The sequence below is a fragment of the Phaeobacter sp. JH20_08 genome (genome assembly GCF_048056635.1).
In the GTDB taxonomy this organism is placed as follows: domain Bacteria; phylum Pseudomonadota; class Alphaproteobacteria; order Rhodobacterales; family Rhodobacteraceae; genus Phaeobacter; species Phaeobacter bryozoorum.
Genome location: NZ_JAYMVV010000017.1, coordinates 1 through 16276 on the forward strand (window position 1 = coordinate 1; position 16276 = coordinate 16276).

29 protein-coding genes are annotated in these 16276 nt (G+C 57.8%); 27 read left to right on the plus strand and 2 right to left on the minus strand.

The features are described from left to right. Positions 1 to 232 precede the first annotated feature (232 nt). The 11 genes from VWY75_RS15030 to rplP all read left to right on the plus strand — a co-directional run bounded on the left by VWY75_RS15030 (position 233) and on the right by rplP (position 7411). Positions 233 to 1426 carry a hypothetical protein gene (locus VWY75_RS15030; RefSeq protein ID WP_416538154.1) on the plus strand — a complete coding sequence of 398 codons (1194 nt, stop codon included), beginning with the start codon at positions 233 to 235 and terminating at the stop codon, positions 1424 to 1426. Positions 1427 to 1681: 255 nt separating this feature from the next. Continuing rightward, positions 1682 to 1996, plus strand: coding sequence for a 30S ribosomal protein S10 (gene rpsJ / locus VWY75_RS15035; protein ID WP_008563081.1), 315 nt, complete (start codon positions 1682 to 1684; stop codon positions 1994 to 1996). Between the two features lie 17 nt (positions 1997 to 2013). After that, entirely contained in the window at positions 2014 to 2727 is a 714-nt protein-coding gene (gene rplC / locus VWY75_RS15040; RefSeq protein WP_102870588.1) for a 50S ribosomal protein L3, read from the plus strand. Continuing rightward, complete coding sequence (gene rplD, locus VWY75_RS15045) at positions 2724 to 3341, plus strand: 50S ribosomal protein L4 (protein ID WP_340546591.1); 618 nt, start codon at positions 2724 to 2726, stop codon at positions 3339 to 3341. The genes rplC and rplD overlap by 4 nt, the downstream gene beginning before the upstream one ends. Further along, entirely contained in the window at positions 3338 to 3634 is a 297-nt protein-coding gene (locus VWY75_RS15050; RefSeq protein WP_102849743.1) for a 50S ribosomal protein L23, read from the plus strand. Before rplD ends, VWY75_RS15050 begins: the two co-directional genes overlap by 4 nt. Positions 3635 to 3795: 161 nt before the next feature. Then, positions 3796 to 4491 carry a hypothetical protein gene (locus VWY75_RS15055; RefSeq protein ID WP_416538155.1) on the plus strand — a complete coding sequence of 232 codons (696 nt, stop codon included), beginning with the start codon at positions 3796 to 3798 and terminating at the stop codon, positions 4489 to 4491. A 278-nt stretch (positions 4492 to 4769) separates the two neighbouring features. Beyond that, complete coding sequence (gene rplB / locus VWY75_RS15060; RefSeq protein ID WP_008561157.1) at positions 4770 to 5612, plus strand: 50S ribosomal protein L2; 843 nt, start codon at positions 4770 to 4772, stop codon at positions 5610 to 5612. Positions 5613 to 5615: 3 nt separating this feature from the next. Continuing rightward, positions 5616 to 5894 carry a 30S ribosomal protein S19 gene (gene rpsS, locus VWY75_RS15065; protein WP_005980699.1) on the plus strand — a complete coding sequence of 93 codons (279 nt, stop codon included), beginning with the start codon at positions 5616 to 5618 and terminating at the stop codon, positions 5892 to 5894. A 3-nt stretch (positions 5895 to 5897) separates the two neighbouring features. Next, positions 5898 to 6278: a 50S ribosomal protein L22 gene (gene rplV, locus VWY75_RS15070; protein WP_340546592.1), complete on the plus strand. Its 381-nt coding sequence runs from the start codon at positions 5898 to 5900 to the stop codon at positions 6276 to 6278. Then, the gene (gene rpsC / locus VWY75_RS15075; protein WP_024095828.1) at positions 6278 to 6985 is read left to right on the plus strand and encodes a 30S ribosomal protein S3; all 708 of its coding nucleotides are present in this window, start codon (positions 6278 to 6280) and stop codon (positions 6983 to 6985) included. Before rplV ends, rpsC begins: the two co-directional genes overlap by 1 nt. 12 nt (positions 6986 to 6997) lie before the next feature. Next, complete coding sequence (gene rplP / locus VWY75_RS15080; protein ID WP_008559969.1) at positions 6998 to 7411, plus strand: 50S ribosomal protein L16; 414 nt, start codon at positions 6998 to 7000, stop codon at positions 7409 to 7411. A gap of 120 nt (positions 7412 to 7531) precedes the next feature. Here the strand turns inward: rplP and VWY75_RS15085 are convergent, their stop codons facing one another. Next, positions 7532 to 7999 (minus strand): DM13 domain-containing protein, encoded by a 468-nt coding sequence (locus VWY75_RS15085; RefSeq protein WP_416538156.1) that lies wholly within the window; start codon positions 7997 to 7999, stop codon positions 7532 to 7534. A gap of 124 nt (positions 8000 to 8123) precedes the next feature. Between VWY75_RS15085 and VWY75_RS15090 the strand changes: the two genes are divergently transcribed. The 14 genes from VWY75_RS15090 to rpmD all read left to right on the plus strand — a co-directional run bounded on the left by VWY75_RS15090 (position 8124) and on the right by rpmD (position 13979). Continuing rightward, complete coding sequence (locus VWY75_RS15090) at positions 8124 to 8744, plus strand: TIGR02466 family protein (protein WP_416535606.1); 621 nt, start codon at positions 8124 to 8126, stop codon at positions 8742 to 8744. Between the two features lie 6 nt (positions 8745 to 8750). After that, on the plus strand, positions 8751 to 8975 hold the full coding sequence (locus tag VWY75_RS15095) for a DUF6552 family protein (RefSeq protein WP_102849740.1): 225 nt from the start codon (positions 8751 to 8753) through the stop codon (positions 8973 to 8975). A 53-nt stretch (positions 8976 to 9028) separates the two neighbouring features. Beyond that, on the plus strand, positions 9029 to 9394 hold the full coding sequence (locus VWY75_RS15100) for a hypothetical protein (RefSeq protein WP_416538157.1): 366 nt from the start codon (positions 9029 to 9031) through the stop codon (positions 9392 to 9394). 216 nt (positions 9395 to 9610) lie between these two features. Next, positions 9611 to 9811, plus strand: a complete 201-nt coding sequence (gene rpmC / locus VWY75_RS15105; RefSeq protein WP_014876000.1) for a 50S ribosomal protein L29 — start codon at positions 9611 to 9613, stop codon at positions 9809 to 9811. 12 nt (positions 9812 to 9823) lie between these two features. Next, a complete protein-coding gene (gene rpsQ, locus VWY75_RS15110) occupies positions 9824 to 10054 on the plus strand; it encodes a 30S ribosomal protein S17 (protein ID WP_005621877.1) in 231 nt (76 codons plus the stop codon). A 100-nt stretch (positions 10055 to 10154) separates the two neighbouring features. Next, positions 10155 to 10523, plus strand: a complete 369-nt coding sequence (gene rplN / locus VWY75_RS15115) for a 50S ribosomal protein L14 (protein WP_005621870.1) — start codon at positions 10155 to 10157, stop codon at positions 10521 to 10523. Positions 10524 to 10525: 2 nt separating this feature from the next. Beyond that, positions 10526 to 10837 carry a 50S ribosomal protein L24 gene (gene rplX / locus VWY75_RS15120; RefSeq protein ID WP_014875998.1) on the plus strand — a complete coding sequence of 104 codons (312 nt, stop codon included), beginning with the start codon at positions 10526 to 10528 and terminating at the stop codon, positions 10835 to 10837. Next, a complete protein-coding gene (gene rplE, locus VWY75_RS15125) occupies positions 10830 to 11393 on the plus strand; it encodes a 50S ribosomal protein L5 (protein WP_340546596.1) in 564 nt (187 codons plus the stop codon). Before rplX ends, rplE begins: the two co-directional genes overlap by 8 nt. Before the next feature lie 18 nt (positions 11394 to 11411). Beyond that, on the plus strand, positions 11412 to 11717 hold the full coding sequence (gene rpsN / locus VWY75_RS15130; protein ID WP_008561382.1) for a 30S ribosomal protein S14: 306 nt from the start codon (positions 11412 to 11414) through the stop codon (positions 11715 to 11717). Positions 11718 to 11730: 13 nt separating this feature from the next. Next, on the plus strand, positions 11731 to 12123 hold the full coding sequence (rpsH, locus tag VWY75_RS15135; RefSeq protein ID WP_014875996.1) for a 30S ribosomal protein S8: 393 nt from the start codon (positions 11731 to 11733) through the stop codon (positions 12121 to 12123). A gap of 12 nt (positions 12124 to 12135) precedes the next feature. Beyond that, the gene (rplF, locus tag VWY75_RS15140; RefSeq protein ID WP_340546597.1) at positions 12136 to 12669 is read left to right on the plus strand and encodes a 50S ribosomal protein L6; all 534 of its coding nucleotides are present in this window, start codon (positions 12136 to 12138) and stop codon (positions 12667 to 12669) included. An 11-nt stretch (positions 12670 to 12680) separates the two neighbouring features. Further along, positions 12681 to 13040 (plus strand): 50S ribosomal protein L18, encoded by a 360-nt coding sequence (rplR, locus tag VWY75_RS15145; RefSeq protein WP_340546598.1) that lies wholly within the window; start codon positions 12681 to 12683, stop codon positions 13038 to 13040. Positions 13041 to 13211: 171 nt separating this feature from the next. Further along, positions 13212 to 13778 carry a 30S ribosomal protein S5 gene (rpsE, locus tag VWY75_RS15150; RefSeq protein WP_340546599.1) on the plus strand — a complete coding sequence of 189 codons (567 nt, stop codon included), beginning with the start codon at positions 13212 to 13214 and terminating at the stop codon, positions 13776 to 13778. Positions 13779 to 13790: 12 nt separating this feature from the next. Further along, on the plus strand, positions 13791 to 13979 hold the full coding sequence (gene rpmD, locus VWY75_RS15155; protein WP_008559881.1) for a 50S ribosomal protein L30: 189 nt from the start codon (positions 13791 to 13793) through the stop codon (positions 13977 to 13979). A gap of 207 nt (positions 13980 to 14186) precedes the next feature. On the opposite strand, the gene VWY75_RS15160 is transcribed toward rpmD, so the two are convergent. After that, complete coding sequence (locus tag VWY75_RS15160) at positions 14187 to 14405, minus strand: hypothetical protein (protein ID WP_061049066.1); 219 nt, start codon at positions 14403 to 14405, stop codon at positions 14187 to 14189. Positions 14406 to 14853: 448 nt separating this feature from the next. Here VWY75_RS15160 and VWY75_RS15165 point away from each other — a divergent pair, with 448 nt between their 5' ends. Both VWY75_RS15165 and rplO read left to right on the plus strand, forming a co-directional pair. Then, positions 14854 to 15069, plus strand: coding sequence for a DUF1127 domain-containing protein (locus VWY75_RS15165; protein WP_340546600.1), 216 nt, complete (start codon positions 14854 to 14856; stop codon positions 15067 to 15069). Positions 15070 to 15731: 662 nt separating this feature from the next. Continuing rightward, entirely contained in the window at positions 15732 to 16202 is a 471-nt protein-coding gene (gene rplO, locus VWY75_RS15170; RefSeq protein WP_260089702.1) for a 50S ribosomal protein L15, read from the plus strand. Positions 16203 to 16276 lie beyond the last annotated feature (74 nt).

Here is a 16276-nt window from a genome sequence, read left to right on the forward strand (position 1 = left end):
GCAGGGAAATCACCGAGAGCCACTCAGGTGAGAAAATAGAAAGGCCGCTCCAACCGGGGCGGCCTTTTTCTATGTGGCGCGAGGCTCTTCGGGAGTCGGTAGCCCTGATGCTGCGCGTTGAATTGCGCCCGCATAGGTGGCTAAGAGGGTGTCAAAATCACGCCATAATAGTTTCACATTCCAAGCGTTTTCCTCCGCCAAGAAAGGGGAAAGCTTTTAGGGAGTTCTTTGAATGGGACGTTTAATTTATTTGTTTCTGATCGCCCCTTGGTGGGTATACGCAGCTGCTGCCGCAGGTTTCTTGTATTTGAGTGAGCAAGTTTATCAGAACGAGTTGAAAGAACAGGCCGATGCCACAGCTGCGTTGGCCCAGCCGATTCCGGGCCGGGTGGATTTGTCTGCTTTTGACAGGCAGAGCGATGTCGGTCTGGCGGACGAGGTTCACATTGGTGGGTGGATCAATACGAATTTCAATTATCATCTTCGCAAGACCAAGAAAGGCAGCGTCCGCACAGAAGGGTATATGTATGTGCTGCAAGGCGCCGCTGACACTTCGAGCACTAAACAGGTCCGTGCCATTATTTTGATGTCGGAGCGTGAGAAAGCTGATTTCATCAGCCGAATCTCCGAGTTTCAGGTCCCTGGTAAGCTGGACGAGACTGGGCATTCGTACTTTGCGTTCAATGGTGTGAGCACCAATGCAGGATCTTTTTCAGACCTGGTTAACGATGCCTTCAAAGAACAGGGGCTGACGAAGGGCCCGGACTTCATAGTCGTCGAGCCTTTTTGGGAAGGCCGGGAAAAGGGATTGACCTATGCGGGCGATCCTCAAAGGTTGCGCGGGAAGTTGTGGAAGCTTTCCGGCGTTCTGCTTGTACTGGCAGCGATCAAATTCGGATTGGCTCGCCGTAGCAAGCAGCGGCAGAGCGAACGGGACGCTGCCAGTGTCGAACGGGCAATCTTCGCCAGTTCTCCCATCGCCAGTGCTGGCGAGAAAGGTGCCCGGTTTGGCAGGCCGGACCCTGGAGTGTCTCAGCCGAAAACGCTGCGCCAGACTGCAGCAAGAGTGCAGAAAACGTTACCTGAGCGGTCCAGTCCTGAACTGCAGTCCGAGGAAGAAGGGGAGGCCCATGGATTGGCAAAAGCAGGGTTTATGCAGCGATTTACCCAGGCGTCCAGAAAATCCCAGATGATCCTCTTGGGGATGGTTTTTATTCTTCCGTTTTGCGTAATGAAACCCGCCTTTGGAGGGATGGTTCTGCCTGTCGCGTTTATGGTCTACATCTACTGGTCAATTGGCGCGAAGGCTGCGTCATCTGTACGGGAGGCGTTGGAGGAGGTTGGCCTTCTCAAACCCAGAATCTCCCGCTTAGCAAAGCAGGACCCTTTCAGCCGACTGGAAGCCCAAGCAAGGAATTTCCGATAGCGCAAGTCAGGGCGGTTGGCCTGACTGCCCTAACTATCTGGACAAGATGATAATCAAACCCCAAACCCGTCGCCCGCCCCAAACGCAAACGTATCGGTGCGGAACCTCTTGCCACACACGGCTATCAGGCGTATACGGCGCCATCCCGCACTGCGGGGCAAAGGCGGGGTGATTCCCGCCTTTTGGGTTCGATGAGGGTGCGCGGTGGTCGCTTGCCCTCCTCTCAACCCCAACGCCTGAAAAAAAGGCATGACTATGCAAAGCCAAAATATCCGTATCCGGCTGAAGGCATTCGACTTCCGCGTACTGGACGCCAGCACGCAGGAAATCGTGAACACTGCCAAGCGGACCGGCGCGCAGGTGCGCGGCCCGATCCCCCTGCCGAACAAGATTGAGAAATTCACCGTTCTGCGTGGCCCGCACGTTGACAAGAAATCTCGTGACCAGTTCGAGATCCGCACCCACAAGCGGCTCCTGGACATCGTTGATCCGACCCCCCAGACCGTGGACGCGCTGATGAAGCTCGACCTCGCCGCTGGTGTGGACGTCGAAATCAAGCTGCAATCCTAAGATCGGAGGGTAAACATATGCGCTCTGGTATTATCGCAAAGAAAGTCGGCATGACCCGGCTGTTCCTCGAAGACGGCAAGCAGGTTCCTGTGACCGTTCTTCAGCTGGACGGCCTGCAAGTGACCGCACAGCGCACCGAGGAAAAAGACGGCTACACCGCCGTTCAGCTCGGCGCAGGTTCGGCCAAGGTCAAGCGCGTCTCCAAAGCCATGCGCGGCCACTTCGCAGCAGCGAAGGTTGAGCCCAAGCGCAAGCTGGTTGAGTTCCGCGTGCCTGCGGACGCCCTGATCGAAGTGGGCGCGGAAATCTCCGCCGAGCACTTCCTCGAAGGTCAGAAGGTAGACGTGACCGGCACCTCCATCGGTAAAGGTTTTGCCGGTGCGATGAAGCGCTGGAACTTCGGTGGTCTGCGCGCCTCGCACGGTGTGTCGATCTCCCACCGTTCCCACGGTTCGACCGGTCAGTGTCAGGATCCCGGCAAGGTTTTCAAAGGCAAGAAAATGGCCGGCCACATGGGTGCTGCCCGCGTGACCACTCAGAACCTTGAAGTCGTCAAGACCGACGCCGATCGTGGCCTGATCATGATCAAAGGCGCCGTTCCCGGCTCCAAAGGTGGCTGGGTCACCGTCAAAGACGCCGTGAAAAAGAAAGCCCCCGAAGGTCTGCCTTTCCCGGCAGCTCTGAAGTCGGCTGCAGCGGAAGAAGTCTCCGCGGAAGGTGGTGAAGCATGAAACTTGATGTGATCAAACTGGACGGCGGCAAAGCCGGCGACATCGAGCTGGATGCAGAGCTGTTCGGCCTGGAGCCGCGCACCGACATCCTGCACCGTGTGGTGCGCTGGCAGCGTAACAACGCGCAGGCCGGTACCCACAAGGTCAAGACGCGGTCCGAGACCTCCTACTCGACCAAGAAGATCTATCGCCAGAAGGGCACCGGCGGCGCACGCCACGGTGACCGTAACGCGCCGATCTTCCGCAAGGGTGGTGTCTACAAGGGTCCGACCCCGCGTTCGCACGGCCACGAGCTGACCAAGAAATTCCGCAAGCTGGGTCTGCGCCACGCGCTGTCCGCCAAAGCAAAAGCGGGTGAACTGGTCGTTATCGAAAACGCCGATTCCGAAGGCAAGACCGCCGCTCTGGCCAAACAGGTCAAGGACCTGGGCTGGAAGCGCGCGCTGGTCATCGATGGTGCATCCGTGAACGAGGGCTTCGCCCGCGCCGCGCGCAACATCGAAGGTCTGGATATCCTGCCGACAATGGGCGCAAACGTCTATGACATCCTGAAGCGTGACACCCTGGTGCTCACCAAAGCAGGTGTCGAAGCACTGGAGGCTCGCCTGAAATGAGCGCGAAGGCAGAACACTACGACGTGATCCGCAAGCCGATCATCACCGAAAAAGCAACCATGGCATCCGAAACCGGTGCGGTAGTCTTTGAAGTGGCGATCGACTCCAACAAACCCCAGATCAAAGAAGCCGTTGAGGCGCTCTTTGGTGTGAAGGTCAAAGCGGTCAACACCACCATCACCAAGGGTAAGGTCAAGCGTTTCCGCGGCCAGCTGGGCAAGCGTAAAGACGTGAAAAAAGCCTATGTGACCCTGGAAGAAGGCAACACCATCGACGTGTCCACCGGACTCTGAGATCTGTTTGTCTGAGACTTAAGAAGGCCCCTGCGAAAGCGGGGGCCTTTTTTGTTTGTCGGGCGCAGCCCGGCCTGCGGTTGGTTGAGTTTTGCGCTCTCTTGTTTTGAGGGTGCGGCGCAGGTACCCATTGAAATGATTTTCTATTGAGCGAGGAATTCATGCAAGAAATTGATATTAGCCCTTTCGCGTATGGCCTTTTGGCACTGTCTAATCCTGAAAGTTGGACCAACGAAGAGCAATGCGACGAGTACAAATTTCTGATTACTGGAAAATCTGTTTACGTATGGCCTCTGGTTTTTGCAGCATATGTTCAGCATCTTGAGAATCGAAATGCACTTACTTTTGAGGCCGATCTACAGCGCATCGACACATATATAGAAAGGCACTTTGCTACCTTCTTGGCTGAAAACCCGGTCGATTTTTCAAACGCAGGTGCCCAATACATGAAATCAAAGCCCGGGTCATTTCAGGCATTGCGCGCCGGTTTTGGGACTGCGGTCAAGAAACTCAAAATCCCTGAGGCTGAACAGATGTTAACTGCGGAGCTGCGGGAATTGGAAAAGAACGGGCTAATAGTTGATCCATTCAGTGTGACCGCAGGAGGCGTCGCACTAGCTGTCCTTGGTGCGGTACCGTATTCCTTTACCCAGAGATCAGCCAAGGGCGACGAAAAGTATCTTAAGATAAGCGCAATGCTCTGGGAGTTCGAGTCTCTCACCAAAGATGAGAAGCGTGAGCTCCGTTTTCACTTCTTCATGGAAAAGGCAATTGCTCAACTGAAGAAGCATGTTCAGCTTCTCGTTCAAGACAACTCAGCCGGACCGACTGGCGATCAAGAGTCGACATCCGAGTGATGCGGGCTGGTCGGAATGGGAGCAGGAATGTTATTGGCAACCTTCCCCATTGCCACCCCTCCCATCCTCTGCTAAGCCGCACCAATCCTGACGACCCCGGATTCGCTCCGGGGTTATTACGTTTGTCAGGATGTTCGAACCTGGGGACCTTCGGGGCCCTATAATCTGGCCACCCTAGTAGGGCGTCTCATTGTGGGACAACCGGGCGGGGGGCTTACACATAGCGGGCCCAAAGACAAAAACCTAAGGGTCTGCACGCTAAACGGAAGACAGAAAGCATGGCACTCAAGTCGTATAAGCCGACGACGCCGGGCCAGCGTGGGCTGGTTCTGATCGACCGTTCGGAGCTTTGGAAAGGGCGTCCGGTCAAATCTCTCACTGAGGGTCTGACCAAATCGGGCGGCCGGAACAACACCGGACGGATCACTTCACGTCGTCGTGGCGGCGGCGCAAAGCGTCTCTACCGGATCGTTGACTTCAAACGGAACAAATTTGATGTCGCGGCAACCGTTGAACGGATCGAATATGACCCGAACCGGACCGCATTCATCGCGCTGATCAAATACGAAGACGGCGAGCAGGCCTATATCCTCGCTCCGCAGCGTCTGGCAGTTGGTGACAAGGTGATCGCATCCGCGAAGGCCGACATCAAGCCGGGCAACGCAATGCCGTTCTCGGGCATGCCGATCGGTACCATCGTTCACAACATCGAAATGAAGCCCGGCAAAGGCGGCCAGATCGCCCGTGCAGCCGGTACTTACGCTCAGTTCGTTGGTCGTGATGGTGGCTACGCTCAGATCCGCCTGTCCTCGGGCGAACTGCGCCTGGTTCGTCAGGAATGCATGGCCACCGTTGGTGCCGTCAGCAACCCCGACAACTCGAACCAGAACTTTGGTAAAGCCGGCCGTATGCGCCACAAGGGCAAGCGTCCTTCTGTGCGTGGTGTGGTTATGAACCCGATCGACCACCCGCACGGTGGTGGTGAAGGCCGTACCTCCGGTGGTCGTCACCCGGTGACACCCTGGGGTAAGCCGACCAAAGGCAAGCGTACCCGCAACAAAAACAAAGCGTCGCAAAAGCTTATCATCCGCTCGCGCCACGCCAAGAAGAAGGGACGTTAACATATGTCTCGCTCTGTATGGAAAGGCCCCTTTGTCGATGCTTACGTGCTGAAAAAAGCCGAAGCAGCGCGCGAGTCGGGCCGCAATGAAGTCATCAAGATCTGGTCGCGCCGCTCGACGATCCTGCCCCAGTTCGTGGGCCTGACGTTTGGCGTTTACAACGGTCAGAAGCACATCCCCGTCAACGTCTCGGAAGACATGATCGGTCAGAAGTTCGGTGAATATTCGCCGACACGGACCTACTACGGTCATGCTGCGGACAAAAAAGCGAAGCGGAAGTAAGTCATGGGCAAGGCAAAAAATCCCCGCCGCGTGGCAGACAACGAAGCAATGGCAAAACTGCGCATGCTCCGTACCTCCCCGCAGAAACTGAACCTCGTCGCCGCTATGATCCGTGGCAAGAAAGTTGAGAAGGCTCTGACCGACCTGACTTTCTCCAACAAGCGGGTCGCACAGGACGTGAAGAAATGCCTTCAGTCCGCCATCGCGAACGCCGAGAACAACCATAACCTGGACGTCGATGAACTGATCGTTGCCGAGGCTTATGTGGGTAAGAACCTGACCATGAAACGCGGCCGTCCTCGTGCCCGTGGCCGGTTTGGCAAAATCCTCAAGCCGTTTTCGGAGATCACCATCAAGGTGCGTCAAGTTGAGGAGCAAGCCTAATGGGACATAAAGTCAATCCGGTCGGCATGCGCCTTCAGGTCAACCGCACCTGGGACAGCCGTTGGTACGCCGACACCAAAGACTATGGTGATCTGCTGCTGGAAGACCTGCGCATCCGTGATTTCATCAAGGAAGAGTGCAAGCAGGCAGGCATCGCCCGCGTGATCATCGAACGCCCCCACAAGAAGTGCCGTGTGACCATTCACACCGCACGTCCGGGCGTGATCATCGGTAAAAAAGGTGCTGACATCGAAGTGCTGCGCAAGAAGCTCGCCTCGATGACAGACTCGGAACTGCACCTCAACATCGTTGAAGTCCGCAAACCCGAGCTCGACGCACAGCTGGTTGGCGAGTCCATCGCTCAGCAGCTGGAACGTCGTGTGTCCTTCCGTCGCGCGATGAAGCGTGCCGTGCAGAACGCCATGCGTATGGGCGCCCTGGGTATCCGGGTGAACGTCGCAGGTCGTCTGGGTGGTGCTGAAATCGCACGGACCGAATGGTACCGTGAAGGTCGTGTGCCGCTGCACACGCTGCGCGCCGACATCGATTACGCTCACTCCGAAGCCATGACCCCTTACGGGATCATCGGGATCAAAGTCTGGATCTTCAAAGGCGAGATCATGGAACACGATCCTCAGGCGCGTGACCGTAAAGCACAGGAACTCCAGGACGGTCCGGCACCTCGCGGTGCAGGCGGTCGTCGCTAAGGAGGAGATGACATGCTTCAACCAAAGCGTACTAAATTCCGCAAAATGCACAAAGGCCGGATTTCCGGCGAAGCAAAAGGCGGTTCGGACCTGAACTTCGGCACCTATGGCCTGAAGGCAACCACTCCTGAGCGTGTTACCGCGCGTCAGATTGAGGCTGCTCGTCGTGCCATGACCCGCCACATGAAGCGTCAGGGTCGTGTCTGGATCCGCATCTTCCCGGATACCCCGGTAACCTCCAAGCCCGTCGAAGTTCGTATGGGTAAGGGTAAAGGTTCCGTGGATTACTGGGCATGCAAAGTGAAGCCCGGTCGCGTGATGTTCGAGATCGACGGCGTCAATGACGACATCGCACGTGAGGCCCTGCGCCTGGCCGCGATGAAGCTGCCGGTCAAGACCCGCGTCGTAGTTCGCGAAGACTGGTAAGCGGCGGCGCTCTTGCGCATCCGATGAGAAAACAAAAAGCCCCCGCCGAGCAATCGGTGGGGGTTTTCTTATGTGCCTTCGGCGTAGAATGATTTGTCCGCCCCGGCGGAGGCGGTCAGGCTAGCGATATTTTGCGGCGGTGATGAACTCACCGAAGGCCTCACACCAGATCACCACGGTGGTGTAATCCTCGATGTTGATCCCTTCGGGGATGGGCAGGATCAGCCCGTCGAACATCTTCACATCGCCAATCCGCGCCGACGCGGCCTTGATCGCCTCGAACCCGGCCTCATCGTCAACAAACTCTGGCGTCAGGTAGAGTTTGTAGTCCGGTCCCGGTGACAGCTCGCCCATATGGGTGATCTGCTGCGGCGACAGGCTGATGCTGCCGGTGCCCCAATGCAGGAAATCGCTGCCGGCCAGATCGCGGCTGAAACTGCCGGTAAAGCGTGCTCCCTTGGCGCTTTCGCTCAGGGTTGCGGCATCCGGGCTTTGCGGAGCAGTCAGGATCGGCAACATATAGATTCCCAAAGCAAATCCGAACGCCAGCGCGACCCCATGGCTCAGCAGTCTCAATATCCAGCGCATGTTCTGCTCCTCATCCTGGGTGAGGCCAGCTTATGGGCGGGCGCGGTGAAAAGGGAAGGGGGCAGACCTATCTTGTCCGGCAAAGCATCTCGTACTCACCCTGATGTTGCGCTAAAGGACAGATATGGCACAGATAGATTCCCTCTTTGTAACCCGTCTCTACCGCGCAGCCCTGTCCGAACACGGACCAAAGGTTGATGCCGGTGAACTTGAAAACTCCTGCTTCGTGATCGCTCAGGATGATGAAGCCGGTCAGGATTGGTGCGAGGAGAACGGCTATCCCGGCTATACCTCCTATGCCTCGCTGACCGATCTGCCGTGGCGCTTTCCGATTTTTGCCGATCTGGTGAAGTCGCTTGATCTTCATGTCGCGGCCTTTGCCAAGGATCTGGAGCTGGATCTGGACGGACGTGCGTTGGTTCTGGAGGATCTCTGGATCAACATCCTGCCCGAGGGCGGCACCCACGCCAGCCACATCCACCCTCATTCGGTGATCTCCGGCACGACCTATGTGTCGATGCCCGAAGGCGCGAGCGCGCTGAAGCTGGAGGACCCGCGCCACGCCATGATGATGGCGCATCCCCCGCGCATGAAGGACTGCCGTCAGGAGCTGAAGACATTTGTCTATCAGTCGCCCGCAGTGGGCGATGTGCTGCTGTGGGAAAGTTTCATCCGCCACGAGGTGCCGATGAACATGGCCGAAGACGAGCGTGTCTCGGTGAGCTTTAACTACCGCTGGGAGTGATCAGACGTGAAGACCGTTGATATCGTTAAATGGGTTGCGACCGCTATTCAGCTGGTTGGCTATGGAATGACCGGTCTCAATATGACGCCGTGGAACGTTTACTTTTTCTTCGCCGGTATCTTCCTGTGGTTTGCCGTTGGCGCGATGTGGAAAGATAAGGCGATTATGGTGGTACATGTGGGGGCGTTTATCTCGCTGATGATTGGGCATCTTAACGCGCCTCCAGTTTAAGGGGCGGCTTCCAGCGGATGCATCCCAAGATGTGTCGACACTAGGTACGCAGCATGTACGATCACGCGGCAATCGAGCTTCTTGCCGGCGAGCAAGTCGTTCACGCCACTCACGCCCGCATTGCGCTAACGCTGACTGAGGTGATCGTCATTGTGCTCTGCGCGCCACTGGCTCTAGTGATCTGGCAGTTCATCCATCGTGCCTTTCGCTCGGTCACCTACATCATCACCACACAGCGCGTGCTGATTGTCGAAAAGCAAGGCATTGCCGATCAGATCCGCATTCAGGATATCCAGCGAGTTCGGGCGAGGCGGCACGCGATGGTGATTTCTGGAATGGGGAAACGCCTGTGGCTTGCGCGGCTCCAAAGCGGGTGGCAATTTGACACGATCTTAACGCGGGTTCGCGAGCTGCGCTAAGGGGCGCGACCGGGTGCCAAAGGGTGTCGCAAACTTCACCCTTGCCCCGACCGTCTACCTCCTGTAAGTGGACCCATCGCCTGACCCCTGTCCCGCGTGGATCTGGGGCTGGTGATTCTTTTTGCCGCGTCTTTCGGCGCGGTGTGACATAACCCACCAGGTTCAAAGGTGACCCATCTCGGGGCCTTCTGGTGCTTAGGACAAGGAACAAAGGCGATGAACGCCAATGATCTGCGCGAGAAAACCGTGGATGAACTCCGCGATACCCTCGCATCCCTGAAAAAAGAGAGCTTCAACCTGCGTTTTCAGCAGGCAACCGGTCAGCTGGAATCGACCGCAGGCATCAAGGCGGCCCGCCGCAATGCTGCACGCGTCAAAACCATCCTGAACGAAAAAGCTGCTGCTGCAGCTGAATAAGGAGCTTCTCGAATGCCCAAACGTATCCTGCAAGGCGTTGTGACCTCCGACGCTAACGCACAGACCGTCACCGTTTCCGTTGAGCGCCGCTTTACGCATCCGGTTCTGAAGAAAACCATCCGTAAGTCCAAGAAGTACCGGGCTCACGATGAAAAGAACGCTTTCAAGGTCGGCGATTCCGTACGCATCATCGAGTGCGCGCCGAAATCGAAAACGAAACGCTGGGAAGTTCTGGAAGCCTAAGAGTCTCATCTCGAGACTCCTGGCGACTAGACTTAACAGTTAGTCGAAACCCTGGGGGATTACGCCACGCATCGGCGCCCCAAAGGTCGGGAGAAACCACATGATCCAGATGCAAACAAACCTGGATGTTGCTGACAACTCCGGCGCTCGCCGAGTTCAGTGCATCAAGGTTCTGGGTGGTTCCAAGCGTAAGTACGCATCCGTTGGCGACATCATTGTCGTCTCGGTCAAGGAAGCCATCCCGCGCGGCCGCGTGAAAAAAGGGGACGTCCGCAAGGCCGTCGTCGTACGCACCGCCAAAGAGGTCCGTCGTGAAGACGGTACCGCAATCCGTTTTGACCGCAATGCAGCTGTCATCCTGAACAACAACAACGAGCCCGTAGGTACCCGTATCTTTGGCCCGGTTGTTCGTGAGCTGCGCGCGAAAAACTTCATGAAGATCATCTCGCTCGCTCCGGAGGTGCTGTAATCATGGCTGCTAAACTCCGCAAAGGCGACAAGGTCGTCGTGCTGGCCGGCAAGGACAAGGGCAAAGAAGGCACCATCGCCTCCGTTGACCCGAAAGCCGGCAAAGCCATCGTTGACGGTGTGAACATGGCAATCCGCCACACACGTCAGACCCAGTCTGACCAGGGTGGCCGTCTGCCCAAGGCACTGCCCATCCAGCTGTCGAACCTGGCCCTGCTGGACGCAAACGGCAAAGCAACCCGCGTTGGCTTCCGTATGGAAGGTGACAAGAAAGTGCGCTTCGCCAAAACCACGGGGGACGTGATTGATGCTTGATAACGCAACCTATACCCCGCGTCTGAAGGCTCTCTACAAGGAAACCATCCGTGGCGCCCTGAAAGAAGAGTTCGGCTACAAGAACGACATGATGATCCCCAAGCTGGACAAAATCGTTCTGAACATCGGCTGCGGCCGTGCTGCCGTTAAAGACAGCAAGAAAGCCAAGTCTGCTCAGGCTGATCTGACCGCAATCGCGGGCCAGAAGGCACTGACCACAGTGGCAAAGAACTCCATCGCCGGCTTCCGCGTTCGCGAAGGCATGCCGATGGGCGCAAAGGTGACTCTGCGCGGCGACCGGATGTACGAATTCCTCGACCGTCTGACCACCATCGCGATGCCCCGTATCCGCGACTTCCGCGGCGTGTCGGGCACGTCTTTTGACGGCCGTGGCAACTATGCCATGGGTCTGAAAGAGCACATGGTCTTCCCTGAGATCGACTTCGACAAGATCGACGAAGCTTGGGGTATGGACATCGTGATTGCCACCACCGCGAATACCGACGCGGAAGCAAAGGCGCTGTTGAAAGCTTTCAACATGCCCTTCAATAGCTAAGCGCGGGAAGGAAGAGACATGGCTAAGAAAAGCATGATCGAACGCGAGAAGAAGCGCGAACGCCTGGTGGCAAAATACGCCGCAAAGCGTGCCGAGCTGAAAGAAATCGCAAACGACGAATCTCGCCCGATGGAAGAGCGCTTCAAGGCGCGCCTCGACCTGGCGAAACTGCCGCGTAACTCGTCGGCAACCCGTCTGCACAACCGCTGCCAGCTGACCGGCCGTCCTCACGCTTACTACCGTAAGCTGAAGATCAGCCGGATCGCACTGCGGGAACTGGGCTCGAATGGCCAGATCCCCGGCATGGTGAAATCGAGCTGGTAAGGGAGAGACTGATATGAACGATCCTATCGGCGATATGCTCACCCGTATCCGTAACTCGCAAATGCGCGGCAAATCCACTGTCATGACACCGGCTTCCAAGCTGCGTGCATGGGTTCTGGATGTGCTGAAGCAAGAGGGTTACATCCGCGGTTATGAGTCTGCGACTGATGCAAAGGGCCACCCGGCTCTGGAAATCAGCCTGAAATACTTCGATGGCGAACCTGTCATTCGTGAACTGAAGCGGGTCTCCAAACCCGGTCGTCGCGTTTACATGGGCGTCAATGACATCCCGTCGGTCCGTCAGGGCCTGGGTGTGTCGATTGTCTCCACCCCCAAGGGTGTGATGTCGGACGCAAGCGCACGCGCAGCCAACGTTGGCGGCGAAGTGCTCTGCACCGTCTTCTAAGGAGGCCCCACGATGTCCCGTATTGGTAAAAAACCGGTCGAACTTCCCAGCGGCGTAACTGCTTCTGTGTCCGGCCAGACCATCGAAGTCAAAGGCCCGAAAGGCGCCCGCAGCTTCACCGCGACCGACGACGTCACCCTGACTGTTGATGACAATGTCATCAAAGTGGATCCCCGCGGCAAATCCAAGCGCGCGCGCCAGCAGTGGGGCATGTCCCGCACCATGGTCGCGAACTTGGTTGCAGGCGTGACCACCGGCTTCAAAAAAGAGCTGGAGATCCAGGGTGTGGGTTACCGGGCTCAGATGCAGGGCAACACCCTGAAGCTGAACCTGGGCTACAGCCACGACGTTGATTTCACTGCCCCGGAAGGTGTCACCATCACCGCACCGAAGCAGACCGAAATCGTTGTCGAAGGTAATGATCAACAACTCGTTGGCGAAGTTGCGGCCAAAATCCGCGACTGGCGTCGTCCCGAGCCCTACAAGGGCAAAGGCATTCGCTACAAAGGCGAGTTTATCTTCCGCAAGGAAGGCAAGAAGAAGTAAGGACCAGCAAAATGGCAAACAGCAAACGTACCCTGTTTCTGAAGCGCCGGCTGCGCGTCCGGAACAAGCTTCGCAAGGTCAACGCAGGCCGTCCGCGCCTGTCCGTACACCGTTCGAACAAGAACATCTCTGTTCAGCTGATCGACGACGTACGCGGTGTGACCCTCGCTTCGGCATCGACCCTGGAAAAAGACCTGGGTCACGTTGGCAAGAACAACGTCGAAGCAGCTACCAAAGTGGGTTCGGTTATCGCCGAGCGCGCCAAGGCGGCTGGCGTCACCGAGGCCTATTTCGATCGTGGCGGCTTCCTGTTTCACGGCAAGGTGAAGGCTCTGGCCGACGCTGCGCGTGAAGGCGGCCTGAAGATCTAAGGATCTGTGCGCCTCGGTTCCGGCAGTCGTCGGGTCCGGGGCACACACCCGAAGTCAAAGTGGGTGGCGTTCGCGCCATCCCGATGATCCGGGGGCGGGCCGATCCGGTCCTAACCCACCTGGATTGAGTTCAAGTCAGGCGCTTGTCGTCAGAATGAAAAGGATTGCCTCATGGCAGAACGTGAAAATCGCCGTGGCCGTGGCCGCCGCGAAGAAGAAACCCCGGAATTCGCCGACCGTCTGGTCGCGATCAACCGGGTGTCGAAAACCGTAAAAGGTGGTAAGCGCTTCGGCTTCGCCGCTCTGGTGGTTGTTGGCGATCAGAAAGGCCGCGTCGGCTTTGGTAAAGGTAAAGCGAAAGAGGTCCCCGAGGCCATTCGTAAAGCCACCGAGCAGGCCAAGCGTCAGATGATCCGCGTGCAGCTGAAAGAAGGCCGCACCCTGCATCACGACATGCACGGCCGTCACGGCGCAGGCAAAGTTGTTATGCGCACCGCACCGGAAGGTACCGGTATCATCGCAGGTGGTCCGATGCGTGCCGTCTTCGAAATGCTCGGCGTCAAAGACGTTGTTTCGAAGTCGATCGGTTCGCAGAACCCCTACAACATGATCCGCGCCACCATCGACGGTCTGAAAAAAGAGCAGTCGCCCCGTTCGGTTGCTCAGCGTCGTGGCAAAAAAGTCGCCGACATCCTGCCCAAGCGGGATGAAGCCCCTGCTGCTGAAGCAGAAGCGTAAGGAGACGGACACATGGCAAAAACCATCGTCGTTAAGCAGATCGGTTCCCCGATCCGCCGCCCCGCAGACCAGCGCGCAACCCTCGTTGGCCTGGGCCTGAACAAGATGCACAAGACCCGCGAACTGGAAGATACCCCTTCCGTACGTGGTATGGTCAACAAGATCCCGCATCTGGTTGAGATCATCGAAGAGCGCGACTAAGCGCTCTCTCGTATGAGCCAAACAAAAGAAAGCGCCCCGATTTCGGGGCGCTTTTTTGTTGCAGAGATCAATTTGGGAGGAGGGGGTATCTATCTGATCCGCCGGGAGAGAGGCCCCCGGCCATCTGGATTGTCGGTTTTCAACATCAGCGATGATCACCGGATCCGCGATGGCACAGACTAGGGGCGGCCAGCGGTGGTCGGTTGATCAGCCGAAGTAGGTGCGGGCGTCGTAGTAGGGCAGATCAGGGGCGGTTTCAGCCGCGTCCCGGCGGTCGATGATGGCCTGCAGCAGGCGGGTCGCCAGCTCGGCAGTCAGAGGATAGAGAACCAGCAGCGCCACCACGGTGGTGGAGAGGCCGATAAAGCCGGTTGCGATTGCGGTGACGGTTGCGCTTGCGCCGATGAGAGTGCTGAAGAGTGCCATGATCGTGTTCCTTGATGCTGATGATTTCCTTGTCCTCAATGTGCCATTTGCCTCAAATTGCATCAATCACACGAAAGGATAGTTCGCGGCTCCGGAGGCTAGCCGGGGCATCCCTAGGGTGACGGAAAACGCCGTTGGAGCGCGGAAATACCGGTATCTGCGGTGGTGGGGCGCAATCGCGCCAGCATCCGGCCTGCCGCGCCCCCTCCAGATCGGCCTTGCGCCGAACCTCCACGATTCCCACGGCCGCAAAGGCTGCGCGCCATCCGGCCCAGACCGCACGCCGGAGATTAATATCTCAGTCATCTCCTATGCTTGGCGTGCATAGCGGGCAGTCCGACCTGTCAGTTGTTTGCGCAAACATTTCCACCTATCTCTCGGGTGTCACTGAAACAGACATAACTGAGACCACCCGGAAATTCGTCCGGTCAGATAAAGGACCAACACTATGGCACATGTCATCAACACCACCGACACCGGCTTTAACCTCGCAGCGCGCCTGCGTGGCTTCGCAGAAGAGGTCAAGGACAGCTGGGCCCGTCGCGCCGAGTACAAACGCACCTTCGCCGAGCTGGACGGCCTGTCCAACCGCGACCTGGCGGACATCGGCGTGCGCCGCTGCGACATTCCGCAAATCGCCCACGCGCAGGCCTACGGCCAGTAAGGCGAGAGCCGCAACAGATTGTCATCCGGCGGGGACCGCAACGACGCCCCCCCCTCGGATCGACCCAAGCTCCAGACCGTCTCTTTCTCCTCCCTCAGGGGTCGGACTGGACACGCCTCCGCGCTGCGGGGGCGTTTTTGGTTTCTGGCGCGACGATGCCGATGGCCGGCCCGTTGCCAGCCAGTCGCTGGCCGTTGCCACCCCGGCGCGCGCCCGCTCCATCATCCGTTTACGCGCCCGTGGCATTCTGCACAGGATCGCGATCCCCGCCGGGCCTGACACCCCCGGCACCCATGACCAGGGCCCCGGTGTGGCAACCGGGGAGCTTGATAATATTATTTCGCACGGGAGAGATCCCGTCCCAAATCCCCCGGCGGCGCCGCCACCCTTTATCGGTCGGCCACAGACGCAACGGACACCGCAACAGACCTGCAATAGCAGCCACCGACAGGGCAGAGGCCTTGGCGGTCCTTGGTGCTTGGCAGCTGCCCTGATCCGCTTTGGAACCCGGTGTCTGCCGCATATGGACTGAACCCTTGATCCGGCGCGGTATCGGGTCTATACGCCCCCGGTGGTCCTCTGGACGACAGAATCAGAAAACCAAGAAACGCCGTGTTTGCCCTAATCCGCTTCGGGGGCAGTTCCGGCAAAGGAGAAGCGATATGAAACTCAATGAACTGCGCGACAATCCAGGCGCCGCCAAGAAACGCACCCGCGTTGCACGTGGTCCGGGTTCCGGCAAAGGTAAAATGGGTGGCCGTGGTATCAAAGGTCAGAAATCCCGTTCGGGTGTTTCGATCAATGGCTACGAAGGCGGCCAGATGCCCCTCTACCAGCGTCTGCCCAAGCGCGGCTTCAACAAGCCGAACCGCAAGTCCTACGCTGTTGTGAACCTGGGCCTGATCCAGAAATTCATCGACGAAGGCAAGCTGGAAGCCGGTTCCATCACCGAAGACACCCTGATCTCGTCGGGTCTGGTACGTCGTAAGCTGGACGGTATCCGCGTTCTGGCAAAGGGTGACTTCACCGCCAAGGCAACCATCGCTGTGACCGGCGCCTCCAAGGCCGCCGTAGACGCAGTCGCAAAGGCCGGTGGCGCCCTGACCGTGGCAAACACTGCCGCAGCTGAGTAACAGCTTGTGAGCGGCGCCGATGCCGCTTACATAGACTTCAGTTTTCCATTAACGCCGCCCGAGCCGGAAAACGG